General features: G+C 68.8%; 14 protein-coding genes and 1 riboswitch. Of the genes, 6 read left to right on the top strand and 8 right to left on the bottom strand.

What is annotated here, in order from left to right; translation table 11 throughout:
- Position 1: 1 nt before the first annotated feature.
- Positions 2 to 2,605 carry a glycoside hydrolase family 31 protein gene (locus QRN34_RS14770; RefSeq protein ID WP_285405552.1) on the bottom strand — a complete coding sequence of 868 codons (2,604 nt, stop codon included), beginning with the start codon at positions 2,603 to 2,605 and terminating at the stop codon, positions 2 to 4.
- A 155-nt stretch (positions 2,606 to 2,760) separates the two neighbouring features.
- Between QRN34_RS14770 and QRN34_RS14765 the strand changes: the two genes are divergently transcribed.
- Positions 2,761 to 3,015, top strand: a complete 255-nt coding sequence (locus QRN34_RS14765; protein WP_036137703.1) for a CsbD family protein — start codon at positions 2,761 to 2,763, stop codon at positions 3,013 to 3,015.
- Positions 3,016 to 3,536: 521 nt separating this feature from the next.
- Here QRN34_RS14765 and QRN34_RS14760 read toward each other — a convergent pair.
- Positions 3,537 to 4,778, bottom strand: a complete 1,242-nt coding sequence (locus tag QRN34_RS14760; protein ID WP_285405550.1) for a GGDEF domain-containing protein — start codon at positions 4,776 to 4,778, stop codon at positions 3,537 to 3,539.
- 115 nt (positions 4,779 to 4,893) lie between these two features.
- Here QRN34_RS14760 and dusB point away from each other — a divergent pair, with 115 nt between their 5' ends.
- Entirely contained in the window at positions 4,894 to 5,880 is a 987-nt protein-coding gene (dusB, locus tag QRN34_RS14755; protein WP_285405548.1) for a tRNA dihydrouridine synthase DusB, read from the top strand.
- A gap of 14 nt (positions 5,881 to 5,894) precedes the next feature.
- Here the strand turns inward: dusB and QRN34_RS14750 are convergent, their stop codons facing one another.
- Entirely contained in the window at positions 5,895 to 6,905 is a 1,011-nt protein-coding gene (locus QRN34_RS14750; protein WP_285405546.1) for a hypothetical protein, read from the bottom strand.
- 156 nt (positions 6,906 to 7,061) lie between these two features.
- Between QRN34_RS14750 and QRN34_RS14745 the strand changes: the two genes are divergently transcribed.
- On the top strand, positions 7,062 to 9,368 hold the full coding sequence (locus QRN34_RS14745; protein ID WP_285405544.1) for an FdhF/YdeP family oxidoreductase: 2,307 nt from the start codon (positions 7,062 to 7,064) through the stop codon (positions 9,366 to 9,368).
- Positions 9,355 to 10,176 (top strand): formate dehydrogenase accessory sulfurtransferase FdhD, encoded by an 822-nt coding sequence (fdhD, locus tag QRN34_RS14740; protein ID WP_036137717.1) that lies wholly within the window; start codon positions 9,355 to 9,357, stop codon positions 10,174 to 10,176. The genes QRN34_RS14745 and fdhD overlap by 14 nt, the downstream gene beginning before the upstream one ends.
- 9 nt (positions 10,177 to 10,185) lie before the next feature.
- Here the strand turns inward: fdhD and QRN34_RS14735 are convergent, their stop codons facing one another.
- Genes QRN34_RS14735 through fusA form a run of 4 tightly spaced genes read right to left on the bottom strand, consistent with a single transcriptional unit; the run spans position 10,186 to position 14,343 of the window.
- Entirely contained in the window at positions 10,186 to 10,524 is a 339-nt protein-coding gene (locus QRN34_RS14735) for a hypothetical protein (protein ID WP_285405542.1), read from the bottom strand.
- Positions 10,521 to 11,084, bottom strand: coding sequence for a molybdenum cofactor guanylyltransferase (locus QRN34_RS14730; protein WP_285405540.1), 564 nt, complete (start codon positions 11,082 to 11,084; stop codon positions 10,521 to 10,523). Before QRN34_RS14730 ends, QRN34_RS14735 begins: the two co-directional genes overlap by 4 nt.
- Positions 11,054 to 12,250 (bottom strand): molybdopterin molybdotransferase MoeA, encoded by a 1,197-nt coding sequence (locus tag QRN34_RS14725; protein ID WP_285405538.1) that lies wholly within the window; start codon positions 12,248 to 12,250, stop codon positions 11,054 to 11,056. The genes QRN34_RS14730 and QRN34_RS14725 overlap by 31 nt, the downstream gene beginning before the upstream one ends.
- Positions 12,247 to 14,343 carry an elongation factor G gene (fusA, locus tag QRN34_RS14720; RefSeq protein WP_285405536.1) on the bottom strand — a complete coding sequence of 699 codons (2,097 nt, stop codon included), beginning with the start codon at positions 14,341 to 14,343 and terminating at the stop codon, positions 12,247 to 12,249. Before fusA ends, QRN34_RS14725 begins: the two co-directional genes overlap by 4 nt.
- Before the next feature lie 545 nt (positions 14,344 to 14,888).
- On the opposite strand from fusA, the gene QRN34_RS14715 reads away from it, so the two are divergent.
- Positions 14,889 to 15,869: an aldo/keto reductase gene (locus tag QRN34_RS14715; protein ID WP_285405534.1), complete on the top strand. Its 981-nt coding sequence runs from the start codon at positions 14,889 to 14,891 to the stop codon at positions 15,867 to 15,869.
- A 57-nt stretch (positions 15,870 to 15,926) separates the two neighbouring features.
- On the opposite strand, the gene QRN34_RS14710 is transcribed toward QRN34_RS14715, so the two are convergent.
- Complete coding sequence (locus QRN34_RS14710) at positions 15,927 to 17,237, bottom strand: glycosyltransferase (protein ID WP_285405532.1); 1,311 nt, start codon at positions 17,235 to 17,237, stop codon at positions 15,927 to 15,929.
- A 93-nt stretch (positions 17,238 to 17,330) separates the two neighbouring features.
- Positions 17,331 to 17,553, top strand: a riboswitch (cobalamin riboswitch).
- Between the two features lie 195 nt (positions 17,554 to 17,748).
- On the opposite strand from QRN34_RS14710, the gene metE reads away from it, so the two are divergent.
- Positions 17,749 to 20,040: a 5-methyltetrahydropteroyltriglutamate--homocysteine S-methyltransferase gene (gene metE / locus QRN34_RS14705; protein ID WP_285405530.1), complete on the top strand. Its 2,292-nt coding sequence runs from the start codon at positions 17,749 to 17,751 to the stop codon at positions 20,038 to 20,040.
- Positions 20,041 to 20,085: the final 45 nt, after the last annotated feature.

The raw sequence follows: 20,085 nt of genomic DNA, 5'->3' as shown, positions 1-20,085 counted from the left end.
CTCAGCGACCCAGCACGTCGACGAAGCCGCGCTTGAGCGCATCGTCAATCGGCGTTGCCGCCACGCTCGCCGGCAGCGCCGCGTAGCGGGACTCGAACGCGGCCACCGCGGCCATGAAGCGATCGCCACGCCCGGCCTCGTCACCCTGCTCCACCGCATAGGCGAGTACGCGAGACGCCTGGCTGGCAAGGTCCACCTCGTCGGGCAGCGCGGAGATGTCGCCCCATACCTGCTTGAGGTAGAGCACCGCGTCGGCCGCACGGCGCATGCGCCGCAGCAGACCCGACGGCGGCACATGCGCCGGACGGACATGCGCGATGACCTCGTGCGCCTCGTCCATGCTCACCGGGCCGAGATCGATCCGGATGCACAACCATGCCGTGTCGAACAACCACGTGCCCTGCTTCGGCTGCGCGCTGTACGGCAGCACGCGCCCGTCCACTTCCACGCTGTCCGGCATGCCCGCATCGAGGAACTGCACGATGTACGAGCGAACCGGATGCTTGCCTGGGAAGTCGCCTTCGCTGCGGGCGATGTGCAACCGGTGCGAGGTGGCATCCTTGCGGCTTTGCACGCGGATACGCGAGCACTCGCCACGCCGGTAGCCTTGGCTCTCGCCATCGTCGTCGTAAAGTTCGGCGTGACCCTCGGCGCCCGGAAACACCTGCAGGATCAGCTCGTCCGGCACATTGGCCAGGTCGCGCATGCCTTCCGGGTAAAGCGGAACGACGCTGCCTTGACGCACGAACACCGGCGTTTCCTCCAGGGTGTAGCACTGCGCCAGCACACGGCCACCCTCGAACACGTCGGCACCATCGCGGCTGTACCACCGACCCGGCGGTAGCCAGACCGGAAACGGCGCGGTGCCGTCGGCGCCCACGGGCACCGTCACCGGCGCCACCAGCAGGTCGTTGCCGAACATGTATTGCGAGGGGTGGGTGTACGCTTCGTCGTGCTCGGGCCAGTGGTAATACATGGGCCGCACGATGGACAGGCCGGTCTCGTAGGCCTGCCGCGCGGCGGCATAGATATACGGCGCCAGCTGGTAGCGCAGGCGGATGGCCGCGAAGATGGCATCGCCATAGGGCGGCCCGAAATGCCAGGGCTCCTTGTGCAGGCTGGCCTCCTTGGCCGAATGCGTGCGCAGCACCGGACTGAACACGCCCAGCTGCATCCAGCGCGCGTAGAGCTCCGGCTCCAGGTGCCGCTCCGGGCGCGGGATGTGCTTGTGGAAGGTGTGCCCGCCGATGTCGTGGCTCCAGTACCCATACAGCACGTTGGACGCCATGGCGGTGAAGTGCGGCTGGTAGGCCAGTGAGGTCCAGGAGATCACGCTGTCGCCGGAGAACCCGATCGGATAACGATGGTTACCGAGGCCGCCCCAGCGATGGTAGATCAGACCGCGCCGGTCGCCCTCGCGCTGCATCTGGGTAAAGAACACGTGGTTGAGCCACCAGGTGTTGGACAGTCCCGGATGGGCTTTCGACTCGGGCCACTGCTGCCAGTCGAGCCACCAGAAGTCGACACCCTCGTGCTCCAGCGGATGGAGCACCGTGTCGAACAGGGCGCGCATGTACGAACGCGACGTGCCCTCGAAGGGGATGGGCGCCTGCGTGGAGGTATCCCACGACAGCGCATCGGCCATCGCCTGGTACTTTTCCTCGTGGGGCATGACACCCGAGGCGGGGTGCAGGTTGAGCGTCACGCGCAGCTTCTGGCCATGCGCCCACTGCATGAACGCGACCGGGTCCGGAAACAGGCTGCGGTTGAACGTGTAGCCGGTCCAGCCCGACTGTTCGCCGAAGACATCCTTTTCCTCGTGTCCCGGGCGCAACGACAGCCCGGGCGTGGTGTGCCAGTCCATGTCCAGAACCAGCACGTCCAGGGGAATGCGTTCCTTGACGAAGCGCGCACCCAGCGTACGCAGTTCCTGGTCCGAATAATTCCAGTAGCGCGACCACCAGTAGCCGAACACGAACCGTGGCGGCATCGGCTGCGGCCCGGCGATCGCCGCGAAATCGGCCAGGGCCGCCGTGTAGTCGTGCCCGTACCCGAAGAAATACAGATCCTGGCGCTCGCCGGACGGACGCGCCGTCACCCAGTCGTCGTCGTCCAGACCGAAGCTTTCGGTATCGTCGACCACATGCCAACCATCGCGGGCGATCAGGCCCTGCTCCAGCGGCAGCGTGCTGCCGTCCTGCCAGGTGTCGCCGTCGTAACGGTCCAGCGTGCGGTACGTGCCACCCAGGTTGGCGGTCTGCACGTCGCCCGGATGCCAGACGATGTCCGCGTCGTCTTTCCCATGCAGGCGTATCGAGAGATTGCCGGCCTGGAAACGCCCGCCGGCCTTGTCGTAGCGCAGGCTGAGGCGATCGGTGTCGATCTGCAGAGACGTGTCGTCCTCGGTCACCCGAAACGCCGGCACATCGAGGTCACGGTGCACGACCACCTGCGTACGGCCATCGCGGAACCGACCCTCCTCGCTCCATTCCAGCCGCAGCAACCGCGGCGTAAGCACGGTGAAACGGACATGGCCCCGCGTCACGACCGCCGCAGGCCTGGCGGCTGCGCCGAACGAGGACGGCTTGTCTTTTTTCGCTTCCATGGGCGGATGAACCTTTCATCGAACCGGAAGGCCACGATTATGACGCGTCGCCGCATCGGCCCGGTGAATGAACGGAGTCGACGAGGTCTTGTCGCTTCGTGCACTTACGACAAGGCACTGTCGGCCCTCGTCCAACCCACCTGGAGCATAAAACCATGAACGAAGACCAGATCCGCGGCGCCGCCAACACCGTCGGCGGCCGTGTGCAGCGTGCCGCCGGCGCCCTCGTGGGCGATCACGGCATGGAAGGCGAAGGCGCCATCCGTGAGACGGCCGGCCGCGTCCAGGCCAAGGCCGGCGAAGCCGTCGACACCGTCCGTGACGCGGTTGCCCACCGCCCGCTCGGCGCGATCCTGAGCGGCTTCGGCGTCGGCATCCTCGTCGGCATGCTGCTCGCACGCCGCGACTGATCTTCCGTCAGGTTTGTGCGAAAACGGCCGCGCGGGCGGCGGGGAGTTGCTCCCTGTCGCCTGCGCGGCTTTTTTCGTTTTTGCGGGTGGATTTAGAGGCTCGCCTTCGGCATCGTGTTGGGCCTTGGGCCTTGGGCCGTGGAGCAAGAGCCGGCGGGTAGCCCCCTCGGGGCCGGTAGCCGTAGGCGAGGGATTCGAACGGACAAGGCCCGAAGGGGGCCGGCCAGGACGGCCGGCCATTTTCGCTGAGCCATGGATGGCGAATCGAAAATCCCCGTTCGAAGCCCGACCCGGGCCCGTAGGGCCATAGATAAACGGCCGCGCCAGCGGCCCTTCCTTAGCGGGTCGCCGCAGGCGTGGCCCCGAGGGGGCTACCCGCCGGCTCTTGCTCCACGCCACACGGCACACGGCACACGAAAACCTTATCGTGAAAAGATGTCGCGCACATCGTGCGCTCCTACAAACACGTGGTACATCGTGCGGCGTGCGGCGTGCGGCGTGCGGCGTGCGCCAAGGCTGGATCAGCCTGCCTCGCAGCGATTGCGGCCCGCGCGTTTTGCCGAATATAGGGCCCGGTCGGCGCGTTCGAACACCTCGGTGGACGTGTCGTTCAGGCCGAAGCAGGCGACGCCGCCGGACATGGTCACGGTGACCGGCTTGCCGCTGGCATGGAACGCGAGCGAGGCCACGAGGGCGCACAGCCCCTGGGCCGCCTGGAGGGCGGCATCGCGCTCGCTGCCGCTGAATACCACGACGAATTCCTCGCCGCCGTAACGCGCCACGAACGTCGCATCCGCGAGCTCGCGGGTCAGCGTCTGGCCCACGATGCGCAGCACGGCGTCGCCCGCGGCGTGGCCGAGGCTGTCATTGATCGTCTTGAAATGGTCGATGTCGAGCGCCGCTAGGCAGAGCGACGTGCCCGTTTCACGCATCCGCGCCTGGGCCGCTTCGATGTGACGCTCGTAGGCCAGCCGGTTGGGCAGGCCGGTGAGCAGGTCGGTCAGCGCTAGCGCGTGTTCGCGGCGCAACGAATCCTGCAGCGAGCTTGCCTGGGTTTCCAGCTCTTCGACACGGTCGCGCATGCGCTCCGCGCGATCGCGGTAGGCGGCCATGCGGGCGTCCTCGCGTTCGCGGTACTCGCGGAAGTGCGTGTCGATCAGCGACAGGCGCGCGTTCACCTCCGCCTGCAGGGCGCCCAGGTCTGTCGCGGTGAGGGTGCTTTCGCCGAGCGCGCGCATTTCCTCGCGCACCGTGGCATCCAGTTCGCGGCCACCCGCGGCGGCCTCGCCGTAGGCCAGTTCGGCGGCGAGGTAACGGGTCATGTCGCCGAGGCGTGCGCTGACCGCAGCCAGCAGGTCCTGCAGACGGGCGATATCCGTACGCAGCGACGCCACCACCTTGCCGTCTTCCTGCAGGGGTGGCGGTGCTGGGGCCTCGACCGCCGCGACGGCGACAGGGGGCGCGGCCGGGGCGTCGTCGTTCACCGCGGGCGGCAGGCGATCCAGCCCCGCTACGGCTTCCGACAAAGACTCCAGCAGGGTATCCAGCAGGGCGGGCTGGGGGGAATCGCGCAGCGCCTCGTTCAGCCGGTCGAGCAGGCTGTCGATATCGCTGCCCTGGCCACGGGCGAGGGCAGCCAGGCGCACGGCGAGGCGGCGCAGGCCCTCTTCCAGGTCGCGGAAATCGCGCTCGTCGCGCTCCATCCTCTCCAGTGCGAGGTGGTATTTACGCTCCCAGATGTCCTGTTCCACACCCGTACCCATGATCCGGCGTCAGCCCCTTGGTGCCATGGAAGCATATCGGCAGGCCGGCGTGGGACTTGATCCCGACCCGTCGGGCCCGCCAACGGTCGTGCCGCGGATCGCGTAAAATCGCGCCATGCGCATCGGCCCTTACTCTATCGCGCCCCATGTGGTGCTCGCGCCCATGGCGGGCGTGACCGACAAACCGTTCCGGCTCCTGTGCAAGCGCATGGGCGCCGGCCTGGCCGTGTCCGAGATGACCGCGTCCGATCCGCGCCTGTGGAACACCCTCAAATCGCTGCGCCGGATGGACCACGAGGGCGAGCCGGAGCCGGTCAGCGTGCAGATCGCCGGCTACGACCCCGGCATGCTGGCCGAGGCCGCGAAGTACAACGCCGACAACGGCGCCCAGCTGGTCGATATCAACATGGGTTGCCCGGCCAAGAAGGTCTGCAACGTGTGGTCGGGTTCTGCCCTGCTCCAGGACGAGCCCCTGGTGGCGCGCATCCTGCACGCCGTGGTCCGTGCCGTGGACGTGCCGGTCACCCTGAAGATCCGCACCGGCTGGGACCGGGAACACCGCAACGCGCTGACCATCGCGCGCATCGCCGAGGACGCCGGTATCGCGGCGCTGGCCGTGCACGGACGCACGCGTGCCGACAAGTACGAAGGCGAGGCCGAATACGCCACCATCGCCGCCGTCAAGGCGGCGGTTGGCATTCCGGTCATGGCCAACGGCGACATCACCTCGCCGGAGAAAGCGCGGCAGGTGCTGGCCGCCACCGGCGCGGACGCCATCATGGTGGGTCGCGGCGCGCAGGGCCGGCCGTGGATCTTCCGCGAGATCGCTCACCATCTGGAGACCGGCGGTTTTCTTGCCGAGCCGTCACCTGCCGAGGTGCGCGACATCCTCGCCGGCCATCTCGAACAGCTTTATGCGTTCTACGGCGAACGGATGGGCGTGCGCATCGCCCGCAAGCACCTGGGCTGGTACGCGAAGGACCGCCCGGAAAATGCCGCCTTCCGCCACGTGGTCAACCAGGCGGAGGATGCCGCGTCGCAGCTGCGGCTCATGCGCGAGTATTTCGATGCACTGGCCGCCGGCGTGTCGCTGGCGGCGTAACCCGAGCGTCGGCCTTACACGGCCCGTTGCTGCAACGGGGTATCCGGCGAGGTGACCGCCTGGCGCAATCCCTCCGGCAGACCGGCATCGCCATAACGCTCGACATAACGGGCCAGGGTGTCCGCGAAGCCGTCGTCCGAGGCCCAGCTGACCTGGTCCACGGCAGACCGCTGGCCGTGCACGTGGTTCAGCAGGTCGACGCATTCCTGGCGATAACCCAGGTCCAGGAAACGGGCCGCCGCGCGGGAGCATTCCACCAGCGGCGCCGCGGCGAAACCGCCCGTGCCGGGATGTTCACCCACGATGCCGCCGCCGGGCACGCAGCACAGCTTGAGCGCCAGCACCTCGCGCAGCCGCTCCTCGAAGTCGGGACCCTTGTAACGGCAGCGGTCGCTCCACCAGGTCCAGTAATGGATGGTGTCGCCCAGGCCATGCAAGGTATCCGCGATCAGGGCGGCACCGCCGTCCACCGGTGCGGCGGCCAGCACGATGGCCATGCTTTCGCCGGCGGCAAGCCGCACGTGCGTCGCCGCCAGTTCGTCGGCGAAGTCCATCGGCCGCGAACACGCCACGTACCAGCCGTCCACGGTGCGCGCTTCCAAGGCGGGCGCGGCGTCCACCGCCACGGCGCACACAAGCCCAAACGCCACCTCGCCTTCCGTGCAGCTCACCAGGCGAACGAAACGCCCCGCCGGTACCGACTCGCCCTGTCCCGGGCGGCCTTCGGCCAGCGGCATGAAGTCCACCACGCGCACCTCGCCCGTCGCCATGCGTCCGGCGGTTTCGAGCACCTGGGTGCCGGGCACGTACGCGGCCGTCCACTCGACCGGGGCGTCCGTGTGCAGCGCCAGCAGGGCACGGTCGGGGTGCGACGGCTGCAAGGGACCCCGCGCACGGTCGAGGGCCAGACAGGTGATCGATGCATCGTCGCCCACGCGGCCGAAGCCGCGGAGATCGCCGATGGGAAGTCCACGCGGCGCGGGCGCACCATCGTGCAGCACGGTTGCGAGCGGTTGGGCTGGCACGTTCGATTCTTCCTGGCGACGGGGAGGGGCGCCGAGCGGCGCGGAGGTTGGGGCAGCACCCGGCAAGACCGCGTGAATGCCGTCGGTCGCGGTTCAATTTCCTCGCCGATGCAGGCGCGTAGAATGGCGCCAGGCGGGTCAACCTGAGGCACAGGCATGAGCGAGAAAGACATTCCCGGCATCGAGCCCTACGACGGCGCGGCAGGCGGCTGGGGCGCGCTCGGCGCGGTCGCCCGCGCGCTCAGCGGCCAGATGGCCCTTGCCCGCGAGTCCATTGCGCTGCACAAGGTCAACCAGCCCAAGGGCTTCGATTGCCCCGGTTGCGCCTGGCCCGATCCGAAGGAAACCTCCTCGTTCGAGTTCTGCGAGAACGGCGCCAAGGCGGTGTCGTGGGAAGCCACGGCAAAACGGGTCAAGCCGGAGTTCTTCGCGGCCAATACCGTCGCCGACCTGTGGAACCTGACCGACTATGCCCTGGAGGGCCTGGGCCGGCTGACCCATCCCCTGGCCTACGACGCCGACACCGACACGTATCGCCCGATCGCCTGGGACGACGCGTTCGCGCGCATCGGCGCCGCCCTGCGCGCGCTGCCCTCGCCGGACATGGCCGAGTTCTACACGTCGGGGCGCGCCTCCAACGAGGCGGCGTTCCTTTACCAGCTGTTCGTTCGCGAATACGGCACGAACAATTTCCCCGACTGCTCCAACATGTGCCACGAGGCCACCAGCGTGGGCCTGCCGGAGTCGCTGGGCTCGGGCAAGGGCACGGTGACACTCGAGGATTTCGATCACTGCGACGCGATTTTCTGCATCGGCCACAACCCGGGCACCAACCACCCGCGCATGCTTTCGACCTTGCGCGAGGCATCGCTGCGCGGCGTGCCCATCGTCGTGCTCAACCCACTGCCCGAGCGGGGCCTGGAACGTTTCACTTCGCCGCAGCACCCGGTGGAGATGCTCACCAACAGCGCCGTACGCATCGCCTCCACCTATTACAAGCTGAAGATCGGCGGCGACGTGGCGGTGCTCAAGGGCATGATGAAGTACCTGCTCGTCGAAGACGCCAGGGCCCTCGCCGAGGGCATGCCGGGCGTGATCGACCGGGATTTCATCGCCGCGAATACCACCGGTTTCGAGGCACTGGTCGCCGACATCGAGGCGACCGACTGGACGGCCATCGAACGCACCTCCGGCCTGACGCGCGCGGAGGTCGAGCACGCGGCATCCATCTACGCCCGGGCGTCGAAGGTGATCGTCTGCTACGGCATGGGCATCACCCAGCACGCGCACGGCACCGAGAATGTCCAGCAGATCGCCAACCTGTTGCTGATGCGCGGCAACATCGGCCGCGAAGGCGCCGGCATCTGCCCGCTGCGCGGCCACAGCAACGTGCAGGGCGACCGCACGGTGGGCATCACCGAGAAGCCGAACGCCGCGCTCAACGAGGGCCTTCGCGCCACCTATGGCTTCGAGCCACCGGTCGCGCACGGCCACGATGCCGTCGCCGCAGTGATCGCCATACGCGAAGGTCGCTCGAAGGCGCTGGTGGCGCTGGGCGGCAACCTGGCCGTCGCCATGCCCGACACCGAGGAAACCTTCGCCGCCATGCGCGGCCTCGACCTTGCCGTGCACATCGCCACCAAGCTCAACCGCTCGCACCTGATCCTGGCCCGGCAGTCGTTCATCCTGCCCTGCCTGGGCCGCACCGAACTGGACGAGCAGGCCACCGGGCCGCAGGCGGTCACGGTGGAGGATTCCATGTCGATGGTGCATGCGTCCGCCGGCACGCTGAAACCCGCGTCGGAACACCTGCGCTCCGAGCCGTGGATCGTCGGCGGGATCGCCAAGGCCACCCTGCCCGCCACGCGCGTGGACTGGGACCGTCTGGTGGGCGATTACAACCTGATCCGCGACGACATCGAGAAGGTGTTTCCCATCTTCCGCGACTTCAACCGGCGGGTCGGTGCACCCGGTGGTTTCCGCCTGCGCGTCGCCGCCAGCGAGCGCGCCTGGGACACGCCGGACGGCCGCGCGCATTTCCTCCTTGCACGCGGGCTGGACGAGGATGCGCCGCTGGCCGAGGGCGACCTGATGCTCACCACCATCCGCTCGCACGACCAGTACAACACCACCATCTACGGCCTTAACGATCGCTACCGCGGCGTGACCGGTCGGCGTGACGTCATCTTCCTGCACGCCGACGACCTCGCCGCGCGCGGGCTGAAACACGGCGATCGCATCGACGTGTTCGCCACGGGCGCCAACGTGGCCGACGGCAAGGCACGTGCCGTGCGCGGGTTCACGGCAGTGGCCTTCGACATCGCGCCGGGCTCCGTGGCCATGTACTACCCCGAGGGCAACGCACTGATCGCCCTGGAAAGCCACGATCGACGCTCCGGCACGCCGGCTTACAAATCGGTGCCCGTGCGCATCGAGCGCGCGGTGACGCATGCCGTTGCCTGATCGCCCGCCGGCAGCGGGATGGGTGACGCGGCCCGTGCTGCGCTTCGAGCGCGGCGTGGCCACCCAGGACGACGACAGGCTGGCCGAGGAAGTGCCGGTGGCGATGCATGTGGACGGCGAACCGTTCGCGGTCATGATGGCCACGCCGCACGACCTCGAGGATTTCGCCCGCGGTTTCGCCCTGACCGAAGGCAAGGTGGCGTCGATCGACGAGATCACGTCGATCGATATCCACGACGTACTCGAGGGCGTCACGGTGGACGTGCGCACCGTGGGCCATGCGCGGCGCGAGCGACCTGTCGAACCGGCATCACGCACCCTGCCCGGGCGCAGCGGCTGCGGCATCTGCGGCAGCCGCGAACTGGAAGACGTGGTTCGTCATCCGGCGCCGGTCGGCACGGGGCCGTCGATCACGCCCGCCGCCATCGAGCACGCCCTGGACTCCCTGCGCGGGTCGCAACCCATCAACGCGTTCACCGGGTCCGTGCATGCGGCGGCCTGGGCCTTGCCGGACGGCACCCTGCTGAGCGTGCGCGAGGACGTCGGCAGGCACAACGCGCTGGACAAACTGATCGGCGCACTGCTGGCCGCGCGCATCGACACCGACCACGGCTTCGTGGTGCTGACCAGCCGCGCCAGTTACGAGATGGTGACCAAGGCGGCCGTCGCGCGTATCGCGGTGGTAGTGGCTATCTCGGCTCCTACCGCGCTGGCGGTGCACCTGGCCGCCGACTGCGGCGTGACCCTGGTGGGCTTTGCGCGACCGGGACGTTTCAACGTCTATACGCGACCGCAGCGGGTGCTTTAGCGGGCTGGATCAACCGCGCCGCCGACGCAGGCTGTCCTTCACGTCGACATCGAATCGCACCGTGGTGGCCACGGTCTCATGACCGGGTAGTTCGAACATCAGGCCGTCCTTGCTCGGCAGCCGCGCATGCAGTTCCTGCAACGCCTTACGCGGCACTTCCATCCGCCACTCGTGAGCATCGCCGGACAGCACGCATGCCGTGCCATCGGTGGCATCCACCGCGTAGCGCATCGTGAACACCGTGCCGAACGCCGTCGAGCCCAGCAAGGCGACGTCTTCCAGCAGGACAGCCAGCTCGTCCTCGTCGACGCGCACGCGGATGGTGTGGTTCTCCAGCTGCACTCTCATGCCGTCGCCTCGCGCCATTGATCGGGTGTGTTGCAGTTGACCAGTCGCGGCGTCACCGCGTTGTCGAGCGGCAGCGCGGCGACGCCCAGCCGCGACTGCAAGGCCGCGACCGAACACGCCCGCCCGGGTCGGGTCATCAGCTCCGCAAGCGCCGTGCGTGACATCGCATCCAGGCGCAGGCGCATCGGCAGGGGGTGGCCTTGCCAGCAACTCGTGGCATGGGTGCCTGCCGACGCCAGCAAGGGCGCGAGCAGGGACTCGCCCAGGTGCGGCATGTCCACGGGCACCACGAGCAATTCGCCGTTAGGCAGATGGTCGACCACGCTGGCGATACCGCCGACGGGGCCGCTGCGAGGCCAGCGGTCGGGGATGCCACCAGGCCGATCGCCGCTGACCGCGACGATGGCCGCGCCGGCGGCGTGCAGTGCAAGGATCGCTCGCTGCAACAGCGTGGCACCGTCGATCACCAGTGCGGCCTTGTCACGCCCCATGCGCGAGGACAGTCCGCCGGCAAGCACCAGGCCGAGGATCATCGGGCGTCCGCCGGGTCGAGGGGCCACGCATCCACCCTTCCGTTGAACGCATCCGCCGCGGACAGCCATGTGTCCGCCTGCGTATACGGCACGATGCGGTAGGCGGCCTGAGCCGGCATGACGCATACCCTCGTTTCGCCATCGATGTCATCGATGAATCGACCGAGGGCGAAGTGATGCAGGCCCTCGCGCAAGCTGACGCCTTCCGCGACGCGCACGCGCTGCGGGCGTTCGGGAGGCAAGCCCGCCAGCGCGCGTAGCACCGGCGCCACGAAGAAGCGATAGCCGACCGCGACGGCCATGGGGTTGCCCGGCAGGCCCAGCACCAGCGGGCCGGCGTCGAAGCGTGCGGCGAGCAAGGGCTTGCCCGGCCGCATCGCCACCTTGTGGAACAGGGTATGCGCGCCGAGTGCCGAAAGCGTGGTGGGAACGAAGTCGAACCGACCGGCCGACACGGCACCCGTGGTGACGATCAGGTCCACACCGGCCGCAAGAGCGTCGGCGATGGCCTCATGGAAAGCCGTTCCGACATCGGGTACCCGCTGACGGACGACCAGCTCGGCGCCCCAGCGCAACAGGCTGGCGGCGAGAAACGGGCCGTTGGAATCGTGGATGCCACCGGGCGGCAGCGCACCGGCGGGATGCAACTCGCTGCCCGTGGCGATGACGGCCACCCGCGGCCGCCGTACGACATCGACGCCATCGATGCCCAGCGCGGCCAGCAGCATGACGGCCGCCGCATCGATACGCCGGCCGGCGTGCAAGGCGACGCTGCCCGCACGGAGGTCCCCACCGACGGTACGCACGTTCTGGCCCCGCGGTTCGTCCGCAAGAAAATGCACGCGATCGCCGTCGCGTTCACAGCGCTCCAGCGGCACCACGGTGTCGAAGCCTTCCGGCATGCGCGCGCCGGTGGCGATCTCGCAACATTCCGCCTCGGGGTAGGCCAATGCGCCATCGCCCGCGGCATGCATGGCGGCCACGCGGTAGCCGGAACCGGCGGCGACGGACGCGCCGGGGGCACGCAACGCGTAGCCATCCATGGCCGCGTTGTCGAACCCGGGTAGCGACAGCGGGCTGACGACATCGGCGGCGAGGACACGCCCCGCCGCCTTGTCGAGCCCTGGATGCTCACTGCTCAGCGTCCTGCACTCGGCGAGCAACCGCGTCACGGCATCGGGATAGGCAATCATCCGCCAAGACTAACGGCAGCACGCCCCGCGTGCGACACCTCCTGCGCGGACGCCGGACGGTAGGCGTGGAATGCCACCGTGGCCGAGGCGCGCCCCTGGCTCAGGGACCGCAGTGCCGTGCTGTAGCCATCCAGCCGGGCCAGCGGCACGTCGGCTTCGATCGTCGTGCGCGCCTGCGCCTCGGTGAGCTGGACGATATGCCCGCCGCGACGTTGCAGGTCGCCAAGCACATCGCCGACAGCCGTGCCCGGGGTGGTGACCGATACCCGCATCACCGGCTCCAGCAGCACCGTGCCCGTCGCCTCCAACGCGGCTTTCACCGCCATCTGCGCAGCACGATGGAAAGCGGCCTCGTTAGAGTCCACCGCGTGCGCCTGGCCGTCGAGCACCGTCACGCCGGCACCGACCACGGGGTGGCCACGCGGGCCCTCGAGCAGCGCCGACCGCACGCCCTTCTCCACGGCCGACTGGAAGGCCTTCGGAATGACGCCGCCGGTGCTGCGGTCCTCGAAGCGGTTGCCCGCCTCGCCGGTCGGTGCCAGCGACAGTACGACGCGCGCGTACTGCCCGCTGCCACCGGTCTGCTTGGCCAGCTTGCCTTCGACCGGACCGGAGGCCTTCGCCGGGGTTTCCTGGTAGGCCACGCGCGGGAAACCGGTACGTACCGGCACACCCCATTCGCGGCGAAGGCGCTCGACCGTGACCTCCAGGTGCAGCTCGCCCATACCCCAGACCAGCGTCTCACCGGTATCCGGATCGGTGCCCACGCGAAACGACGGGTCCTCCTGCGCCAGTCGCGCCAGCCCGTTGCCGAGCTTGAGCAGGTCGGCGGAGCGTTCCGGCGACAACCGCCACGACAGCACGGCCGGCTGCGCCTGGATCGTCTCCAGCCTTACCGGGCGATGCGGATCGGCCAGCGTTTCGCCCGTGGCGACGTCTTTCCAGCCGGCGACGGCCACGATGTCGCCCGCTTCGGCGAACTCGACGGCGTCGGTTTCGTCGGCGCGCACGACGGCAAGCCGGCCCACGCGCTGGACGCGATCGGTGCCGCTGCGCCACACCGCATCGCCGACGCGCAGGCATCCGGCATAGATACGAACGAACGCCAGCGGGCCATGCGCCTGATGAACCACCTTGAAGACCAGCGCCGCCAGGGGCGCCTGCGCGTCGGGCAGCACCGCGATGTCACCGTCGTCGGTATGCGCGACCACGGGCGGACGATCCAGCGGCGACGGTAGATAGTCGACCATCGCATCGAGCAACGCCTCGATACCGACGTTGCGGAACGCGGAGCCCGGCAACACCGGCGAACCGAGGCCCGCCAACGTGCCCCGGCGCAACGCCGCGCGCAGTTCGTTCGCCGTGATCGGCTCGTCCGCCAGCCAAAGGGCGGCGAGCGTATCGTCGTGATCGGCCACCGCGGCCACGAGGTCTGCACGCGCAGCCGCATGGACGGCGCGCTCGGCGGCATCCCACGCGTGCACGCCCGCCGCGCCGGTGGCATCGAAGCGCCACGTGCGCTCACCGACCAGGTCGACCAGGCCGGTCATGTGTTCGGCCTCGATGACCGGCCGCGCGACGACCCAAGGGCGGGCGCCCAGCGTGTCCCGCATCTGCGCGACCACGGCGTCGAAGTCCGCCCCCGGGCGATCCATCTTGTTGACGAACGCCATGAGCGGCACGCCATGGCGGCGTGCCTGGTGCCACACCGTTTCCGATTGCGGCTGCACGCCCGCCACGCCGGAAAAGACGGTGACCGCGCCATCGAGCACGCGCAACGAACGTTCCACCTCGATCGCGAAATCGATGTGTCCCGGGGTATCGATAAGGGTAAGCCGATGCGGCTCGCCGCCATCCGGCGTCCACTGCGCGCGCACGGCCGCTGCACCGATCGTGATGCCGCGCTCGCGCTCGAGCTCCATGTGGTCGGTGGTGGTCGCGCCGTCGTGCACCTCACCCGTGCGATGGATCGCGCCGGAGGCGTAAAGCAGGCGCTCGGTGAGCGTGGTCTTGCCTGCGTCCACGTGCGCGATGATGCCAAGGTTGCGCCAGCGGTCGACGGGAATGCGGGTATCGCGGTTGACGGTGTTCATGGGTGACAGTGTCCTGAAGGGATCGCCAGGGGCGTGGACGAGGGGGCAAGCGAGGCACTCCCCGATCCGACGACCGCCGCCCCTGGCGGAGCCGGACGGGTCAGGATCGGGGGTCGCGGCGGTTCTTCATGGCACGTGCACTCCGGAGACGACGAAAAAAAATCAAAAAAAAAGCACCCTTGCGGGTGCTTTCGACAGGCAGCTGGCGCCGGCCGCCTAGGACGGCGTGCCGCACCGCACGAAGCGCGCGCACCCGCGACGCGCCCCAGGGGCGATCGATAGGCGGTGCTTCAAATCGTGCTTGCAACGGAACATGGGGTGGCGCTCTTCAAAGGTTGGCAGGGATGACACCATAGCGTCGTGCGCATGACATAGGGGCATGCACGACGCTTTCAAGCGCGCCATCGAAAGATTTCGAAGACTATATTCGGTCGAGCGGCGTCGCGAAGACGCCACAAGCAGCGGCGGTGATGTCACGGGAGCTCTATGCCACGTCCACGTGAAATCCGCCAAGATCGCTGTTTATTTCCATGGAGGCCCTACCCATGCGTTACGTGAAACTCGGCCGTACCGGCCTGGAGATTTCCCCCGTCGTCCTGGGTTGCATGACCTACGGCGTGCCCGACCGCGGCAACCACACATGGACGCTGGATGAAGCGCAGAGCCGCCCCTTCCTGCGCAAGGCGCTGGACCTGGGCATCAATACGTTCGATACCGCCAATGCCTACTCGGACGGCACCTCCGAGGAAATCGTCGGCCGCGCGCTGCGCGACTTCGCACGCCGCGACGAAGTGGTGATCGCCACCAAGACGTTCTTCCGCTGGCACAAGGGGCCGAACGGCGGGGGCCTGTCACGCAAGGCGATCTTCCACTCGGTGGATGATTCGCTTGCCCGCCTGGGAACCGACTATATCGACCTGCTGCAGATCCATCGTTTCGACCCGGATACGCCGATCGAGGAAACGCTCGAAGCCCTGCACGACGTGGTCAAGGCCGGCAAGGCGCGTTATCTCGGCGCGTCGTCGATGTATACGTGGCAGTTCGCGCAGATGATCTACACCGCGCGCCTGCATGGCTGGACCGAATTCGTCAGCATGCAGGACCACTACAACCTGCTGCAGCGCGAGGAAGAGCGCGAGATGATGCCGTTCTGCATCGACGAAGGCATCGCGCTGCTGCCGTGGAGCCCGCTGGCACGCGGACGGCTGACGCGCGACTGGGACGAAGGCAGCACCCGGCAGCAGAGCGACGTGTTCGGCAGCACGCTTTATGGCGGCACGGAAGACGCCGACCGTGCCATCGTGGCGGCGGTGAAGCAGGTGGCGGAAGCGCGCGGCGTACCGCGCGCACAGGTGGCGCTGGCATGGGTCGCGCAGCGCGAAGGCATCACCGCGCCGATCGTGGGCGCGTCGAAGCCACAGCACCTGGACGATGCCGTGACGGCGATCGAGCTTACGCTGACCGCCGACGAGATCGCCACGCTGGAGGGTGGCTATACGCCCAGGGCTATAGCGGGCTTCGAATGAAGCCTGCCTTGCCCAAATGACGCGCAACCGCCGCGCGCCGACGCGTGGCGGTTGCGATCAACTCGCTATCGAAGGGGCAGGTGAATGCCGCCGCGTTTCGATGGCCCTTTCAATAACGTCGGCGGCCCGAGACGCACCCGTTTCCGCCCGGATGGCCGTGGCCGCGTGTTGCGCGCGCAGGGCGACGCCTTCATCGGCAAGCAGCACGCGCAACCTCGCGGCGGCGCGATCCGCGCGATAACGCGACGCTGGCAACACGGCCCCCACGCCGAGTCGAACCACCCGCGCCGCGTTGTCCGGCTGGTCGAACCCATGCGGCACGACCAAGGAGGGGCAGCCAGCGCGGAGGGCTTCCTGCGTGGTGCCTACGCCGCCGTGGTGCACGACGGCCGCGGCACGTTCGAACAGGGCGCCGTGCGGGGCGTATTCGACGGCAAGCACGCCATCGGGCAGCACGGTCGGCAGGCGCGAACGCATTTCCGGTGATCCCGTCAGCAGTACGGCGCGTCGGCCCAGCATCGCGGCGGCGCCCATGCTTTCGCGAAGGAAGCCTTCACCCGCGTGGACCGCCGCCGAGCCCAGCGTGAACACCAGCGGTGGCTCGCCGGCGTCGAGGAACGCCGTCAATGGCGGCGACAGGCTGCCCAAGGAGGGAGAGTAACGGCAGTAGCCCGTCACCAGGGTATGCGCCGGCGCATCGGCCGGCGCCTGCCCGAGTAACGGCGAATACATGGCTAGCACGCCGTCGCGCGCGTGCTGCCCGCGGTGGAAGGGATCACCCCCTGCCGAGACCGGCGCCAGGCCGAGCGATTGGCGGAATCGGCGCACCGGGCGCGTCCACGGTGCCGTGACGTGCTCGGCCATACGACGAAGCCAGGCGCCGCGTCGTGGCGTGATGCGCAGGAAGCGATCGAGGATGGCCAGGCCCGTGGCGGGCGGATCGTACGCCGACAGGAACGCGGCCGGCGACAGCACCGCGGACAGCCAGGCGACATGCGTGGTTTCCCCGAGGATCTGCGCGGCGAAGGCCAGTGTGGTCGTGACGATGGCATCCGCCTCCGTGCAGACGGGCGCCAGGGCCTGGTAGCTTGCCGCCACATCCGCGGCCGCCAGGTCGCGGACGACGAAGCGGGGGCCACGCAGCGGGTGGAACGCGCGCGCGGCGAAGGCGGCCTTGTCCGCCGGCTCGGCGATGCCGCTGGCCAGGAGGAAGCGCAAACCGGCGTCCGCCACCGCCTCGCGATGGATCGCGTGCGCGGCCACGGTGACCCGGTGTCCGCGCGCCGCCAACTCCCGGCCCACTGCCAGGAAGGGAAACAGGTCGCCCTGTGACCCGACCGTCGCCATCACGATGTGTCGTCCCGCCATGTCCCGCCTCCCGCCGATGTCCTGGCGCATCCTCGCGGCCGGCGTGTCGAGGCGATGCATCCCGACGCGTTGACCTGCCCCCACCACGCAGGCTAGTCTTCGCTCGCCAGCGGTCTTTATCTCTCTATTCGAATGGAAAGATAAAAGCTAAGAGGGAAGCCGGTGCGAATCCGGCGCTGCCCCGCAGCGGTATGTGGAGACGAACGCGTCACAGGCACTGGATCGAACAACGATCCGGGAAGCGACGCGCAAGGCGGCACCTGTTCCGGTGCCACATCCACGAGCCCGAAGACCTGCCGCCGGCCTGAGCACGCGTACCGTCATGGGTACGCGCGCTCCGCACGACCTGGACCCACCGCGCCCGCGTGGTGGCCCGGTTCGCCCGCGGGGGCGAAGGTCGACGGTACGCCGCATGACACCCACGACGCCGCGCACCTGCGTGCGGCGGCGCGCGCGTGTCCGGCAGCGGGCCGCCCTTCCCTCCTCTTTGCCACGAAGAGGACGTATCCACATGCCACACGTTACCTACCCCGGTTTTCCCCGCATCGGCAGACGCCGTGAACTCAAGCGCGCCCTCGAAAGCCACTGGCGGGGCGATAGCGACCGCGAGGCCCTGCTCGCCGTCGCCCGCCAGCTGCGCGAGCGGCACTGGCAACTCGCCCGCGAGGCCGGCGCCGACAGCGTGCCGGTCAACGACTTTTCCCTGTACGACCATGTGCTCGATGCCGCCGTCGCGGTGGATGCCATCCCCGAGCGCTACCGCGACCTGCATGCGCGGGACGCCCTGGCGGGCTACTTCGCCATGGCACGCGGTCGCCAGGACGGCACGGTTGACCTGCACGCACTGGAGATGACCAAGTGGTTCGATACCAACTACCACTACATCGTTCCGGAACTGCATGCGGGCCAGGTCTTCGCTACCCGGGCCGACAAGGCGGTGGCGGAATACCGCGAGGCCGTGGCCGCGGGCCATACGGCGCGCCCGGTGCTGCTGGGCCCGCTGAGCTTCCTTCGCCTGGCCAAGACCGTGGACGGCAGCGCCCCCCTGGCCCTGCTGGATGCCCTGTTGCCGGCCTGGAGCGGCTTGCTCGACGCGCTGACGGAAGCCGGCGCCGACTGGGTGCAGGTCGACGAACCGGCCCTCGTGCTGGACCTCGACCCGGCCTGGCAGGCGGCGTACCGGTCGGCGTACGCCGCCATCGGCGAGCGCACGCGCGGACGCATCCTCCTGGCCACCTATTTCGGTGACCTGGGGGCCAATCTGGCCCTGGCCACGTCGTTGCCGGTGGCCGGCCTGCACGTGGACCTGGCCCGTGCTCCGGGGCAACTGGACGCGGTGATCGACGCGCTGCCCGCCGGGCGCGTGTTGTCCGCCGGCGTACTGGACGGCCGCAACATCTGGCTGAGCGACCCGGCCATCATCGGCCCGCGCATCGCCCATGCACGCAAGCGCCTGGGTGACGATCGACTCTGGCTGTCCACCTCGTGCTCGCTGCTGCACGTGCCCATCGACGCCGCCGAGGAAAAGCGCCTGCCCGGCGCGATCGGCGAGTGGCTGTCGTTCGCCCGGCAGAAGATCGTCGAACTGCGCCGCTACGCCGATGCCGCGACCGGCGACGAGGCCGCGCAACGCGTGCTCGCCCGCCAGCACGATACGGTGGAGGCGCGTCGCCGCTCGCCCGACGTGGTGCGCGCCGAGGTGCGTACGCGCGTGCGCGGGCTGACACCGCAGTTCGGCCAGCGCCGTTCGGCCTATGCGTTCCGGGCCAACGTGCAGCGTGAGCGCTTCGGGCTGCCCGACCTGCCCACCACCACCATCGGCTCGTTCCCGCAGACCGCCGACCTGCGGCTCGCGCGTGCCGCGCACCGGTCCGGCAAGCTGGACGACGAGGCCTACCAGGCCGTGCTGCGTGACGAAGTACGCCGCGCGGTGGCCTTCCAGGACGAGATAGGGCTGGATGTCCTCGTGCACGGCGAGCCCGAGCGCAACGACATGGTGGAGTATTTCGGCGAGCAGCTGCAGGGCTATGCGTTCACCTCGCTGGGCTGGGTGCAGAGCTACGGCTCGCGCTGCGTCAAGCCGCCGATCATCTACGGCGACGTGGCCCGGCCGGCGGCGATGACGGTCGCCTGGTCCAGCTACGCGCAATCGCTGACCAACAAGCCCATGAAGGGCATGCTGACGGGCCCGGTGACCATGCTGCAGTGGTCGTTCGTGCGCGACGACCTGCCCCGCGCCGAGGTCTGCCGGCAGATCGCGCTGGCCCTGCGCGACGAGGTGCACGACCTGGAAAAAGCAGGCATCGGCATCGTGCAGATCGACGAGCCCGCGCTGCGCGAGGGCCTGCCGCTGCATCGCGCCGACTGGGCCGATTACCTCGCCTGGGCGGTGGACGCGTTCCGCATCACGGCCGGCGGCGTCAGCGACGCCACCCAGATCCACACCCACATGTGCTATTCGGAGTTCAACGACATCATCGAGGCCGTCGCGGCCATGGATGCGGATGTCATCTCCATCGAGACCAGCCGCTCGCGCATGGAACTGCTGGACGCCTTCACCCGCTTCCGCTATCCGAACGGCATCGGTCCCGGGGTCTATGACATCCACTCGCCCCGCGTGCCGGCCGAGGCCGAGATGGCCGACCTGCTGGACCGGGCACTTAGGGTGCTGCGACCGGACCAGCTGTGGGTCAATCCGGATTGCGGACTGAAGACCCGTGACTGGCCAGAGGTGGCCGAAGCCCTGAAAGGCATGGTCTCGGTAACCCGGACGGCCCGGGAGAGGCTGACGACGGCGGCATAAAAGGGACCGGTAGGAGCCCACGATGTGGGCGAACCGTCCACGTAG

Source organism: Luteibacter sp. ME-Dv--P-043b (genome assembly GCF_030209605.1).
Taxonomy (GTDB): Bacteria; Pseudomonadota; Gammaproteobacteria; order Xanthomonadales; family Rhodanobacteraceae; genus Luteibacter.
Note: the sequence above shows the minus strand (reverse complement) of the source record. Positions and strands in the feature narration are given on the sequence as shown.